The 12,602-nt window shown below is 66.5% G+C and carries 13 protein-coding genes; 7 read left to right on the forward strand and 6 right to left on the reverse strand.

The window, feature by feature from the left end:
• Window positions 1–5 precede the first annotated feature (5 nt).
• Window positions 6–1,175 (reverse strand): LLM class flavin-dependent oxidoreductase, encoded by a 1,170-nt coding sequence (locus tag BST13_RS36175; protein ID WP_083170769.1) that lies wholly within the window; start codon window positions 1,173–1,175, stop codon window positions 6–8.
• A gap of 82 nt (window positions 1,176–1,257) precedes the next feature.
• Complete coding sequence (gene mntR, locus BST13_RS36180) at window positions 1,258–1,965, reverse strand: manganese-binding transcriptional regulator MntR (RefSeq protein WP_083170771.1); 708 nt, start codon at window positions 1,963–1,965, stop codon at window positions 1,258–1,260.
• Between the two features lie 81 nt (window positions 1,966–2,046).
• Here mntR and BST13_RS36185 point away from each other — a divergent pair, with 81 nt between their 5' ends.
• From BST13_RS36185 to bla, 6 genes are all read left to right on the forward strand, one after another.
• Window positions 2,047–3,033 carry a bifunctional riboflavin kinase/FAD synthetase gene (locus BST13_RS36185; protein WP_083170772.1) on the forward strand — a complete coding sequence of 329 codons (987 nt, stop codon included), beginning with the start codon at window positions 2,047–2,049 and terminating at the stop codon, window positions 3,031–3,033.
• Window positions 3,034–3,129: 96 nt separating this feature from the next.
• Window positions 3,130–3,399, forward strand: coding sequence for a 30S ribosomal protein S15 (gene rpsO, locus BST13_RS36190; RefSeq protein ID WP_019969736.1), 270 nt, complete (start codon window positions 3,130–3,132; stop codon window positions 3,397–3,399).
• A 10-nt stretch (window positions 3,400–3,409) separates the two neighbouring features.
• Complete coding sequence (gene lppU / locus BST13_RS36195; RefSeq protein WP_170064377.1) at window positions 3,410–3,910, forward strand: LppU family putative lipoprotein; 501 nt, start codon at window positions 3,410–3,412, stop codon at window positions 3,908–3,910.
• Window positions 3,911–4,200: 290 nt separating this feature from the next.
• Window positions 4,201–6,456: a polyribonucleotide nucleotidyltransferase gene (locus tag BST13_RS36200; RefSeq protein WP_062828739.1), complete on the forward strand. Its 2,256-nt coding sequence runs from the start codon at window positions 4,201–4,203 to the stop codon at window positions 6,454–6,456.
• Window positions 6,434–7,756 (forward strand): M16 family metallopeptidase, encoded by a 1,323-nt coding sequence (locus tag BST13_RS36205; protein WP_083170774.1) that lies wholly within the window; start codon window positions 6,434–6,436, stop codon window positions 7,754–7,756. The genes BST13_RS36200 and BST13_RS36205 overlap by 23 nt, the downstream gene beginning before the upstream one ends.
• A 41-nt stretch (window positions 7,757–7,797) precedes the next feature.
• A complete protein-coding gene (gene bla / locus BST13_RS36210; RefSeq protein WP_083170775.1) occupies window positions 7,798–8,673 on the forward strand; it encodes a class A beta-lactamase in 876 nt (291 codons plus the stop codon).
• A 1-nt stretch (window position 8,674) separates the two neighbouring features.
• Here bla and BST13_RS36215 read toward each other — a convergent pair whose 3' ends face one another.
• From BST13_RS36215 to ald, 3 genes are all read right to left on the reverse strand, one after another.
• A complete protein-coding gene (locus tag BST13_RS36215; protein ID WP_083170776.1) occupies window positions 8,675–9,154 on the reverse strand; it encodes an Hsp20/alpha crystallin family protein in 480 nt (159 codons plus the stop codon).
• A 147-nt stretch (window positions 9,155–9,301) separates the two neighbouring features.
• Complete coding sequence (locus BST13_RS36220) at window positions 9,302–9,865, reverse strand: DUF4334 domain-containing protein (RefSeq protein ID WP_083170781.1); 564 nt, start codon at window positions 9,863–9,865, stop codon at window positions 9,302–9,304.
• A 115-nt stretch (window positions 9,866–9,980) separates the two neighbouring features.
• Complete coding sequence (gene ald / locus BST13_RS36225) at window positions 9,981–11,093, reverse strand: alanine dehydrogenase (RefSeq protein WP_083170777.1); 1,113 nt, start codon at window positions 11,091–11,093, stop codon at window positions 9,981–9,983.
• Window positions 11,094–11,160: 67 nt separating this feature from the next.
• Here ald and aldR point away from each other — a divergent pair, with 67 nt between their 5' ends.
• A complete protein-coding gene (gene aldR / locus BST13_RS36230) occupies window positions 11,161–11,703 on the forward strand; it encodes an HTH-type transcriptional regulator AldR (protein ID WP_083170778.1) in 543 nt (180 codons plus the stop codon).
• A gap of 4 nt (window positions 11,704–11,707) precedes the next feature.
• Here the strand turns inward: aldR and BST13_RS36235 are convergent, their stop codons facing one another.
• The gene (locus BST13_RS36235; protein ID WP_083170779.1) at window positions 11,708–12,469 is read right to left on the reverse strand and encodes an META domain-containing protein; all 762 of its coding nucleotides are present in this window, start codon (window positions 12,467–12,469) and stop codon (window positions 11,708–11,710) included.
• Between the last annotated feature and the right edge of the window lie 133 nt (window positions 12,470–12,602).

Here is a 12,602-nt window from a genome sequence, read left to right on the forward strand (position 1 = left end):
AGCGACTACCTGGCCGCTCCGACGAACGGGATCGACGCCGGTGCGGCGAGATCCGCTGCAGCGCCGAACAATCCGCGCTTCCGCAGGATCGGTACCACGCCCTCGCCGAACCAGTACAGCTCCTCCAGATGCGGATAGCCGGAGAAGATGAACTCGTCGATACCGATGGCGGCGTACTCGGCGATGCGGTCTGCGACCTCGGTGTGGCTGCCCACCAGCGCGGTACCCGCCCCGCCGCGCACGAGGCCCACGCCTGCCCACAGGTTCGGCGCGATCTCCAGGCTGTGGGCATCGGTCCAGCTGCCGTTGGCGCGGTTGGCCTCGTGCAGGGCCAACATCCGCCGCTGGCCCTCGGACTGGCTGCGGGCAAGTCCGGCCTGCGCGTTGCGCACGGTTTCCTCGTCGAGTGCGGCGATCAGTCGACCTGCCTGGGCCCACGCCTCCTCGGAGGTGTCGCGGGAGATGGTGTGCAGCCGGATGCCGAACCGCAGCTTGCGGCCCTGCTCCTCACCGAGCGCGCGGATCCAGGCGATCTTCTCCCGCACCGCCTCGGGCGGTTCGCCCCAGGTCAGATACACGTCGGCGTGCCGCGCCGCGACCGGCCCCGCTGCAGCGGAACTCCCGCCGAAATACAGCGGGGGCACCGGGTTGGGCGGCAGCGCCAGCGATGCTCCCTCGACGTCGACGTACTCGCCCCGGTGAGTCACGGTCTCACCGGCCCACAGCCTGCGGACCACGTCGAGGAACTCGTCGGCGCGTTGGTAGCGGGCGTCCTTTTCGAGGTGGTCGCCGAAGGCCCGCTGCTCGTGGGCTTCGCCGCCGACAACGACGTTGAGCAGGATGCGGCCCGGCGCGTGGCGCGCGAAAGTGGCGGCCATCTGTGCCGAGAGGGTCGGGCTCACGAGCCCTGGGCGGAACGCCACCAGGAAGGCCAGCGACGTCGTCTCGCGCGCCAGCAGCGCGGCGGTGATGAACGCGTCCTCGCACCAGGCGCCGGTCGGGATCAGCGCCCCCGTGAACCCGAAGGTCTCTGCGGACCGCACGATCGACGCCAGATAGTCGATGCTGGCGTCGCGGTCACTGTGGGCGGCGCCGGCGGGTATGCCGTGACCGCCACCGACGATGTGGCGGCTGTCGCCGTAGGTGGGCAGGAACCAGTGCAATGTGACGCTCACAAGGAGTCGATCTTCGTCCGGATGCAACCGCAAAGCACGACTAAAAATCGCGCTGATCCCGACGAGCGCCCGCGCCGGCTGATCAGGCGACGACCCAGATCGCTTCTGCCGCAGGGCTACCCAGGTCGACGGTGACTTCGGCGGCTGAGCTGGACACGGCGCCCGGCTGCTCGACCGCCACGGAGATCATTCCCGCGAAATCGCGGCGGGCCAACACCCGCAACCGGGAGTCGAGGCTGATGCCCACGCTGGCGAAGTACCGCAGCATCTCCGGATCGGCATCGGAGATCCGCGCGACCGTGCCTGCGTCGCCGTCCTGGCAGACCGAGAGCTGACGGGCCGGCGGGGTGGGCACCTGGCCGTCGGCGGCCGGGATCGGATCGCCGTGCGGGTCGCGGGTCGGGTAACCCAGTTTGGCGTCGATGCGGTCGAGCATCCGGTCGCTCACCGCGTGCTCGAGGATCTCGGCTTCGTCGTGCACCTCGTCCCAGCCGTAGCCGAGCTCTTGGACGAGGAAGGTCTCCATCAGCCGGTGCCGGCGCACCATCGCCAGGGCCGCGCAGCGCCCAGCCTCGGTCAGCGTCACCGCGCCGTACTTCTCATGGTCGACCAGGCCCTGGTCGGCGAGCTTGCGGATCGATTCCGACGCCGTCGAGGCCGATACGTTCATGCGCTCGGCCAGCAGTTTTGTGCTGATCCGCTCGCGGGACCATTCCTGGGCGGTCCAGATGACTTTCAGATAGTCCTGGGCAACCGTCGAGAGGTCGCGATGGTTACCGTCTGGACTCACACTGAGGAAGTTTAGGCAATCGTCACCTGATCTGGGGATCTAGAGCAGACCGTGGCGCGGGTGGGCCGTAGGCTGACAGCTGTGCAGCGCTGGCGTGGGCAGGACGAGATCCCCACGGACTGGGGCAGGTGTGTGGTCACGATCGGGGTGTTCGACGGTGTGCACCGTGGACACGCCGAGCTGATCAGCCATGCGGTGAAAGCGGGTCGATCCCGCGGGATACCGGTGGTGATGATGACCTTCGACCCCCATCCGATGGAAGTGGTGTTCCCGGGCAGTCACCCGGCTCAGCTCACCACGCTGACCCGGCGCGCGGAACTGGTCGAAGAGCTCGGCGTCGACGTCTTTCTCGTCATGCCGTTCACGTCGGACTTCATGAAGCTCACCCCTGAGCGCTACATCCACGAGCTTCTGGTCGAGGACCTGCACGTGGTCGAGGTGGTCGTGGGGGAGAACTTCACCTTCGGCAAGAAGGCCGCAGGCAACGTCGACATGCTGCGCGCCGCCGGTGAGCGGTTCGGCTTCGCGGTCGAGTCGATGTCGCTGGTCACCGAGAGCCTCGACCCCCAACACCGCGACGAGCGCGTCACCTTCTCGTCGACGTACATCCGGTCGTGTGTCGACGCCGGTGACGTCGTCGCGGCTGCCGAGGCGCTGGGCCGTCCGCATCGTGTCGAAGGTGTGGTGGTGCGCGGCGACGGCCGGGGCCGCGTGCTGGGCTTTCCCACCGCCAACGTGGCCCCGCCGATGTACTCGGCGATCCCCGCCGACGGCGTGTACGCGGCCTGGTTCACCGTGCTCGGCCACGGCCCGGTGCTGGGCACGGTGGTTCCGGGAGAGCGGTACCAGGCTGCCGTGTCGGTCGGCACCAACCCGACGTTTTCCGGGCGCACGCGCACGGTGGAGGCGTTCGTCCTCGACAACAACGCCGACCTCTACGGCCAGCACGTCGCGGTCGACTTCGTGGCCCGGATCCGCGGTCAGGAGAAGTTCGATGCGGTCGACGACCTGGTGGTGGCGATGACGGCCGACACCGACCGCGCTCGGGCGATTCTCGCCGCGCAGTGATTCACTGCTAGACTGTCCCGCGATCCGGCACATGCTGCAGGCCGCGGTGGCTGTGTCGAGAATTTGTTCGCGGACCGATTTGATGGAGTTTATTTCGTGGCGCTTACCGCCGAGCAGAAAAAAGAGATCCTGGGCTCCTACGGCCTGCACGAGACCGACACCGGTTCGCCGGAGGCACAGGTCGCACTGCTGACCAAGCGGATCTCGGACCTGACCGAGCACCTCAAGGCACACAAGCACGATCACCACTCGCGGCGCGGACTGCTGCTGCTCGTGGGTCGGCGTCGCCGGCTGCTCAAGTACGTGGCGCAGGTCGACGTCGAGCGTTACCGTTCGCTGATCGAGCGCCTCGGGCTGCGTCGCTGACGCGGCTTATATGCCATCAGTACCGGCGGCCGTCTTCTTCGGGACGGCCGCCGTTCTGGCTGTAGCTGTCCTGCCCGGCTGTTCGCGGGCGTCAGCGGCCGACATGCAGGCGGGGGACTGCCTCAAGATCGGGGGCACCGCCCGCTATCCGGACGCCAGTGAAGCCGTGTGCGGCAGCCCGGAGTCCAACTACAAGGTGGTTTCCACGGTGACCGGCAGCGGCAGCTGCCCGAGTGACGTGGACTCGTCCTACACCTTGAACAGTGCGTTCAGCGACGAATCCCAGACGGTCTGCATGGACATCGACTGGGTTGTCGGGGGCTGCATGAGCATCGACCCCGAACACAGAACAGATCCGGTACGGGTGGATTGCGCGGATCCTGCTGCGCCACACCGGCAACGGGTCAGCCAGATCCTCCGGGATGTTTCCGAGGTGGATCAGTGCGGGAGCGGCATCGGGTATCCGTACCCGGAGCGCCAGTTCACCGTGTGTGTGGAGGACGTGGCGTAAGCAGCGCCGCGATGGCAATCTGGCTGTTGCTGCCGTGTACCATGGGTGCGTTCGACAGCTATTCGAACATGGGTGCGGCACCCGCATATCGGCGGGCGCCGTTCCTGCGAGTCACAGAGGACCCGCTCGATCGGGCGGTCTTCGGTAGTGGCCGCCGGGAGTCCCCCCTTGAGGTGGGGTGTGTCCGGCCGCTTCGATCGACGGCCGTAGCCGTATCCGGGTCTGTGGTGTTCGCCGGCGTGACGACGCGAAACAAACGACTGAGTGAATCAGAGAGGCCACCGGACTAAATGTCTGCAGTTGAACTTGAAGACGGTGTGTTCGAATCCACCGCCGTCATCGACAACGGGTCCTTCGGCACCCGCACCATCCGCTTCGAGACCGGACGGCTGGCCCAGCAGGCCGCCGGCTCGGCCGTCGCCTACCTCGATGACGAGACCATGTTGCTGAGCGCCACCACCGCCAGCAAGAACCCCAAGGACCACTTCGACTTCTTCCCGCTGACGGTCGACGTCGAAGAGCGCATGTACGCCGCGGGCCGGATCCCCGGTTCGTTCTTCCGCCGGGAGGGCCGTCCGTCCACCGACGCGATCCTGACCTGCCGCCTGATCGACCGTCCGCTGCGCCCGTCGTTCGTCGACGGCCTGCGCAACGAGATCCAGGTCGTGGTCACCGTGCTGAGCCTGGATCCGAAGGATCTGTACGACGTACTGGCCATCAACGCCGCGTCGGCGTCCACGCAGCTGGCCGGCCTGCCGTTCTCCGGCCCGGTCGGTGGCACCCGCGTCGCCCTGATCGACGGCCAGTGGGTCGCGTTCCCGACCGTCGAGCAGCTCGAGAAGGCTGTGTTCGACATGGTCGTCGCCGGGCGCGTACTCGAAGACGGTGACGTCGCGATCATGATGGTCGAAGCCGAGGCCACCGAGAAGGTCATCGAGCTGGTGGCCGGCGGCGCGCAGGCGCCCACCGAGGCCGTCGTCGCCGAGGGCCTTGAGGCCGCCAAGCCGTTCATCAAGGTGCTGTGCGCCGCCCAGCAGGAGCTGGCCGAGGCCGCAGGCAAGGAGACCGGCGATTACCCGGTCTTCCCCGACTACGCCGAGGACGTCTACTACTCGGTCGCGTCGGTGGCCACCGACGCGCTGTCGGAGGCACTGACCATCGCAGGCAAGAACGAGCGCAACGACCGCACCGACGAGATCAAGGTCGAGGTGCTGGAGCGCCTGGCCGAGACCTACGCGGGCCGGGAGAAAGAGATCGGCGCCGCGTTCCGGTCGCTGACCAAAAAGCTTGTGCGCCAGCGCATCCTGACCGACCACTTCCGTATCGACGGCCGTGGCATCACCGACATCCGGGCCCTGTCGGCCGAGGTGGCCGTGGTGCCCCGGGCGCACGGCAGCGCGCTGTTCGAGCGTGGCGAGACCCAGATCATGGGTGTCACCACGCTGGACATGATCAAGATGGCCCAGCAGATCGACTCGCTCGGGCCGGAGACCACCAAGCGCTACATGCACCACTACAACTTCCCGCCGTACTCGACCGGTGAGACCGGTCGCGTCGGTTCGCCCAAGCGCCGCGAGATCGGCCACGGCGCACTGGCCGAGCGGGCCCTGGTGCCCGTGCTGCCGAGCATCGAGGAGTTCCCCTACGCGATCCGTCAGGTCTCCGAGGCGTTGGGCTCCAACGGCTCCACCTCGATGGGCTCGGTCTGCGCCTCGACGCTGGCGCTGCTCAACGCCGGTGTGCCGCTGAAGGCTCCGGTGGCCGGTATCGCCATGGGCCTGGTGTCCGACGACGTCGAGACCGACGGCAAGACGGAACGGCGCTTCGTCGCGCTGACCGACATCCTCGGAGCCGAGGACGCCTTCGGTGACATGGACTTCAAGGTCGCCGGAACCAAGGACTTCGTCACCGCGCTGCAGTTGGACACCAAGCTCGACGGCATCCCGTCGAAGGTGCTGGCCGGTGCGCTGAGCCAGGCCAAGGACGCGCGGCTGACCATCCTCGAGGTGATGGCCGAGGCGATCGACCGTCCCGACGAGATGAGCCCGTACGCGCCGCGGATCACCACCATCAAGGTGCCCGTGGACAAGATCGGCGAGGTCATCGGGCCCAAGGGCAAGATGATCAACTCGATCACCGAGGAGACCGGTGCGCAGATCTCCATCGAGGACGACGGCACAGTCTTCGTCGGTGCTGCGGACGGCCCGTCCGCTCAGGCTGCGATCGACAAGATCAACGCGATCGCCAACCCGCAGCTGCCGAAGATCGGCGAGCGGTTCCTCGGCACTGTGGTCAAGACCACCGATTTCGGTGCGTTCGTCTCGCTGCTGCCGGGTCGCGACGGTCTCGTGCACATCTCGAAGCTGGGCCGCGGCAAGCGGATCGCCAAGGTCGAGGATGTGGTGAAGGTCGGCGACAAGCTGCAGGTGGAGATCGCCGATATCGACAACCGCGGCAAGATCTCGCTGGTTCTGGTGGCTGAAGAGGAAACAGCAGCAGAAGCGACCCCGGCCGCCCCTGCCGATGCCGCGCCCGCCGAAGCCTGATCGCAAGGCGTCGACACTGGATACCTCGCAGGTCCGCCGGACCATATTGCCCGGCGGACTGCGGGTGGTCACGGAGTACATCCCGTCGGTGCGTTCCGCGTCCGTCGGGGTGTGGGTTGGTGTCGGTTCCCGCGACGAGGGTCGTAGCGTCGCGGGTGCCGCCCACTTCCTGGAGCACCTGCTGTTCAAGGCGACACCGTCACGCAGTGCGGTAGAGATCGCGCAGGCAGTCGACGCCGTCGGCGGCGAGCTGAACGCTTTCACTGCGCGCGAGCACACCTGCTACTACGCGCATGTGCTCGACACCGATCTGGAATTGGCGGTCGACCTCGTCGCGGACGTGGTGTTGCGCGGGCGGTGTGCTGCCGACGATGTCGAGGTCGAGCGCGACGTGGTGCTCGAAGAGATCGCCATGCGCGACGACGATCCCGAGGACACTCTGGGCGATGTCTTCCTGACGGCGATGTTCGGCGACCATCCGGTGGGACGACCGGTTATCGGCAGCGTCGAGTCCATCACGGAAATGACTCGGGCGCAGCTGCATTCGTTTCACATTCGGCGCTATACCCCGGACCGGATGGTGGTGGCGGTCGCAGGCAACGTCGATCACGACGTGGTGGTGGCGCTGGTCAAGGAGCATTTCGGCCCGAAGCTGGTGTCCGGTCGCGACGCCGTCCCGCCGCGTAAGGGTGTGGGTCGGGTCACCGGGCGTCCGGCCCTGGAGTTGATCGAACGCGACGGCGAGCAGACTCATCTGTCGATGGGAGTGCGGACCCCGGGGCGACACTGGGAGCACCGGTGGGCGCTCTCGGTACTCAACACCGCCCTCGGCGGCGGCCTGAGTTCCCGTCTGTTCCAACAGATTCGGGAGAGCAGGGGACTGGCGTACTCGGTGTACTCGACGGTGGACACCTTCTCCGACAGCGGTGCGTTCTCGGTATACGCCGGGTGTCAGCCCGAACGGTTCGACGAGGTGGTCCGGGTGACCACCGACGTGTTGGAAGCTGTTGCCCGCGATGGCATCACAGCCGATGAATGCCGCATTGCCAAGGGATCGTTGCGGGGCGGCCTGGTGCTCGGGCTGGAGGATTCGGCGTCACGCATGCACCGCATCGGCCGCAGCGAACTCAACTACGGCGAACACCGAAGTCTGGAGCACACATTGGCTCAGATCGAGGCCGTCACGCTTGACGAGGTCAACGCCGTCGCCCGCCGGCTGTTGACCCGCGAGTACGGTGCAGCCGTGCTCGGTCCATCGGAAATGGCTCTGCCGCAAAGGCTTCAGGCCATCGCCGGTTGACGCGTGCGAGCAGCGCAAGCCGATCGGTTAGGCTGGCTTCGATGACTGGACTCTCGCGGCGCAACGTGTTGATCGGATCGCTGGCGGTAGCAGCTGTGGCCGGCATCGGTGCACCGGTGGCCTCGGCGGCGCCGCTGGACGACCAGATTGCCGGCCTGGAGAAGCGCAACAATGCGCTGATCGGCGTCTTCGCCGCCAATCTGGATTCCGATCGCACAGTCGCCCATCGGGCCGACGAGACGTTCGCGGTGTGTTCGACGTTCAAGGGCTACGCAGCCGGTCGCGTGCTGCAGCAGGTGGACCGCGGACAGTTGGCGCTGGACACCCGGATATTCATCGATCCGAACGCCATCGTCGCCAACTCCCCGGTGACCGAGGAGCGCACGGGCGCGGACATGACGATCGGCGAACTGTGCCAGGCCGCGGTGCAGCACAGTGACAACACGGCCGGCAACCTGCTGCTGAAGATGATCGACGGGCCACCGGGGATCACCGCGTTCGCCCGCAGCATCGGTGACAATCGCACCCGCCTGGACCGTTGGGAAACGGCCTTGAATTCGGCAATTCCGGGTGACCCGCGGGACACCTCGACTCCCGCGGCTCTCGGCGCCGGATATCGCGCGATGTTGACCGCGGATGTGCTGAGCCCCCCACAGCGTCAGCAACTTGAGGACTGGATGCGGGGCAACGAGACGTCGAGCCTGCGGGCCGGGTTGCCCGCCGGCTGGACGAGTGCCGACAAGACCGGTAGCGGTGACTACGGCAGCACCAATGACGTCGGTATCGCCTATGGCCCCGACGGCCAGCGGTTGCTGCTCGCGATGATGACACGATCGCGGGCTGACGACCCGAAGGCCGTCAACCTGCGACCGCTCATCGGCGAGCTGACGGCACTGCTGGTGCCGGCGTTGCTCTGAGTTACTCGCCGTGGAATTCGTTTGCAGCGTGGGCGATCTCGGCGACCTGATCCTCGACGTCCTGGATGGCGATCTGCCGGGCACCCGACGGGTTCTGTGAGAGCGGGACCCGCACGGTCAGGATGCCGCGGTCGTAGCTGGCGGTGATCGCCTCCTCGTCCGCACCGGCAGGCAGGGTCACGGTGCGCAGGAACGAACCGTAGGAGAATTCCGAGCGCGAGTTGATGTCAACGCGCTCGGTACGCTCGGCCTTGACCGTGAGCTGGCCGTCGCTGACGGTGATGTGGACGTCGCTGCCGGGATCGATGCCGGGGATCTCGGCCCGCAGCTCGTAGTGCTCTTCGGTGACCTCGTCCTCGATGCGCATCAGGTTGCGTTCGAAGATCGGGCGCAGGCTGGCGAACGGGGTGATGCCGGCGAAGAACTCCGAGAGCTCCGGCAGGAAGGGGCGGGGCTGGTGTGCGACGGGCAGATTAACCACGGGTAACTCCTCGCATTCTGGTGGTGGCCGCAAAGCGCGGGGAAAAGGCACTGTGACGCTTGCCTTTTCCGATCCAAGCACCGCTGCGGAGCCGTCGGCCTAATGTGCGGTGAACACCGTGAATACGTGATCTGCCGCCGCGGAGTCCTAGACGAGCGGCAGCGAGTTGTCGCGGTACAGGGCGAAGAAGTAGGGGCGGCGCGATCCTCGCAGGTCCATCGCGCCCATCACCGCATCGTCGGACAATCTGCGGAACACGTCGTTGATGGGCAGTTGGTCGTAGATCATGGTCGCGGTGTCGGTACCGCGGTATCGGGTGGTGCGCAGCCGGGCCTTGGGTGCGCGGGTCTGCAGCACCGGGCGCAGCGCTGCGATCGCTGCGGAGATGGGCAGGACCGGCACGGTTAATTTCGGGGGCAGTTTCGCCGTGACGCCAAGCCCGCCGAACGCCAGAGCCGGATTCAACGCCCACAGGGCCTTGCCGTTCATCGTCGGGAACAGCAGCGGGTGAACGGTCTCGGCGTCGACGAACCGCTTGCCCCACCAACCACTGGCGGCGAGGAGGCCGTCCATAGGGTGTCCGGTCGGGATCTCGGCGCCATGCCATGTGCCGATCATGAAGGCCGGATCGACGGCCTCGGCCGCGTCGAACGCCTGCAGAGCTTCATCGGTGGTGGTCGGGACGCTCGGCAACAGTTCCTGCAGCTGCATGCGGACCACCATACTTGACAGGTGTCAAGACATGCCAACGCCGTGGATGCCGGGCTCAAAAGGTCATCGCCCGGCCAGCGTGAACAGCCGGCCGGGCGATGGGAGGCGAGTTTCCTTAGAGCAGGGTTGCCGGATCGGTGAACGGCAGCCCGAGGTCGGAGGCGACCTGCTCGGACAGCAGGGCGCCATCGTGGGTGGACAAGCCCTTGGCCAGCGCCGCGTCGCTCGCGCAGGCCGCCCGCCAGCCCTTGTCGGCCAGCTTCAGCACATACGGCATGGTGGCGTTGGTCAGTGCGAACGTCGAGGTACGCGGAACCGCACCCGGCATGTTCGCCACGCAGTAGAACACGGTGTCGTGCACGGCGAAGGTGGGATCGTCGTGGGTGGTGGGACGCGAGTCCTCGAAGCAGCCGCCCTGGTCGATCGCGATGTCCACCAGGACTGCGCCCGACTTCATATGAGCCACAGTGGCATTGGTGACCAGCTTGGGGGCCTTGGCGCCGGGGATCAGCACCGCGCCGATCACCAGGTCGGCCTTCTTGACGGCCTCCTCGAGTTCCAGGCTCGACGAGTAGCGCGTTTCGATGCCGGCGTTGGTCTCGTTGTCGATCTTGCGCAGCGTGTTGACGTTGAGGTCGAACACGGTGACGTGAGCACCCATGCCCTTGGCGATCCGCGCGGCGTTGTAGCCCGCGACGCCGCCGCCGATGACGACAACCTCGGCGGGTGCGACACCGGGGACACCGCCCATGAGCACGCCGCGGCCACCGTGGCTGCGCATCAGGTGGTAGGCGCCGACCTGCGCGGAAAGGCGGCCGGCGACTTCGCTCATCGGGGCGAGAAGCGGCAGGGCGCCGTCGGCGGTCTGCACGGTCTCATAGGCGATGGAGGTGGTGCCCGAGGCGAGCAGCGCGTCAGTGCAGGGCCTGGAGGCCGCCAGGTGCAGGTAGGTGAAGAGGGTCTGGTCCTTGCGCATGCGGGCGTACTCGGCCTCGATGGGCTCCTTGACCTTGAGCAGCAGCTCCGCCTCGGCCCACACCTGGTCAGCGGTAGCGACGATCTCGGCCCCGGCGGCCTTGAAGTCGTTGTCTGAGATGGCCGAACCCTCGCCGGCGCCGGCCTGAATGATCACGTCGTGGCCGCGGCGGGTCAGTTCGGAGACGCCGGCCGGGGTGATGGCGACGCGGAACTCGTTGTTCTTGATCTCGGTCGGGATACCGACGAGCATGATCGCTCCTTCAAAAGTTGGTGTGCTGAAACAAGTGTGAAGAAGCTTCGGAGAATGAGCAATATCCATGACGAAGATTCGTTACTGTGGTCTTGTGATTGAAGAATCGGCGAATGTGACCGCGGCTACAGCCCGCTCACCGAAGGATGTTCGGCCGTCCGGTCTCGACGAGGTTGATCGGCGGATTCTGCTGGCTCTGCATGCCGACGCGCGGATCTCCAACAGCGCTTTGGCCGATGCCGTCGGAATCGCTCCGTCGACCTGTCACGGCCGGGTTCGGCGACTCCAAGAGATCGGCGTCATCCGGGGGTTCTACACGGACATCGACCCTGCCGCGGTGGGTTTGAGCCTCCAGGCGATGATCTCGGTCAGTCTTCAATCGAACGCTCGCGGGAAGATCCGCAGCTTCATCGCGCAGATTCGCAAACGACCACAGGTGATGGACGTCTACTTCCTGGCAGGCGGTGACGACTTCATCCTGCATGTCGCCGCACGCGACACCGATGATCTCCGGGCGTTCGTGGTCGAAAACCTCAACGCCGACGCGGACGTGGCAGGCACGCAGACGTCATTGATCTTCGAGCACCTGCGCGGTGCGTCACCGCTGTGACCCGCTACTGGGCGCGCAAGATCAGACCGTAGCCGTCATCTCGGGTGAGTCGCAGTTGGTCGGCGTCGATCGCTGATCGGACCTCGCCGCTGAGCACCCGCAGTACCGCCTGCTCCACGTCGCCGATATCGCCCACGCAGGCCATCTTGGTGGTGACCAGTGGCCCGAATTCGATGGTGGCGCCGGTGATCTGGGCATGCCCGGTGAACCGATTGCAGCCTGTCGAACCCGTCACGGCGCCGTCGGTGGCGATGGTCAATGTCGGCCTGCTCCGCTCCAGGGCGGCTGAGGTGGAGACGGCGTCGGGGGATACCAGGCTCTGGACCTGCCACGTGGTTCCGGTGAGCGGCCGGTCGGGGTCTATTGCCTTCTTGTCCTTCAGCGTGACGGTCGCAGTCGGGCTTTGCAGGGTGAGAGTGTCGTCGGCCAGCGACCACGACGGACCGGCTTGGAAGAATTTCGAGACCCAGGCGTCGGCGTCCCCGAGTGGGGGAGGGCAGGCCATCATCGTGCTGGCCAGTTGCGTGGCGATACGGCCATCTGCCAGATTCGCAGTGCCCGAGCCGTGATTGCAGCCTGCGAACGTGCTGATGCGGTCTCCGTCGAATCCGACCGTCAACGGGCCGCCGCCGGGTATTTGCTCGCCGTCGACCGCGACCGACACGAAAGTTCGGCCCACGGGACTGGCCGGGCTATCCGCGCCTGCGGTACTGGAACAGCCGGCAAGGACCAGCGCAGCGGCAAGCGCGGTGGGGAGTGGGCGCATGCCCCACCGTAACCACCCGCGCGTGGCTCGCGCCCGGATGTGTGAATCACGATGATGGACAGTCTGTTTCGTCGTCGTCTTGGTTGTCGGTGAAGTATTGCTGGGGGTGGTGGTAGGTGTTGATGCGGGATTG

It is taken from the genome of Mycobacterium aquaticum (genome assembly GCF_002086485.1).
GTDB classification, from domain to species: domain Bacteria; phylum Actinomycetota; class Actinomycetes; order Mycobacteriales; family Mycobacteriaceae; genus Mycobacterium; species Mycobacterium aquaticum.

Excerpts from the sequence above, each read along its gene's own strand:
- lppU (WP_170064377.1), top strand. The coding sequence starts at position 3,410 with ATGCCATCAGTACCGGCGGCCGTCTTCTTCGGGACGGCCGCCGTTCTG.
- BST13_RS36200 (WP_062828739.1), top strand. The coding sequence starts at position 4,201 with ATGTCTGCAGTTGAACTTGAAGACGGTGTGTTCGAATCCACCGCCGTC.
- BST13_RS36205 (WP_083170774.1), top strand. The coding sequence starts at position 6,434 with ATGCCGCGCCCGCCGAAGCCTGATCGCAAGGCGTCGACACTGGATACC.
- bla (WP_083170775.1), top strand. The coding sequence starts at position 7,798 with ATGACTGGACTCTCGCGGCGCAACGTGTTGATCGGATCGCTGGCGGTA.
- BST13_RS36220 (WP_083170781.1), bottom strand. The coding sequence starts at position 9,865 with ATGCAGCTGCAGGAACTGTTGCCGAGCGTCCCGACCACCACCGATGAA.
- ald (WP_083170777.1), bottom strand. The coding sequence starts at position 11,093 with ATGCTCGTCGGTATCCCGACCGAGATCAAGAACAACGAGTTCCGCGTC.
- aldR (WP_083170778.1), top strand. The coding sequence starts at position 11,161 with ATGACGAAGATTCGTTACTGTGGTCTTGTGATTGAAGAATCGGCGAAT.
- BST13_RS36235 (WP_083170779.1), bottom strand. The coding sequence starts at position 12,469 with ATGCGCCCACTCCCCACCGCGCTTGCCGCTGCGCTGGTCCTTGCCGGC.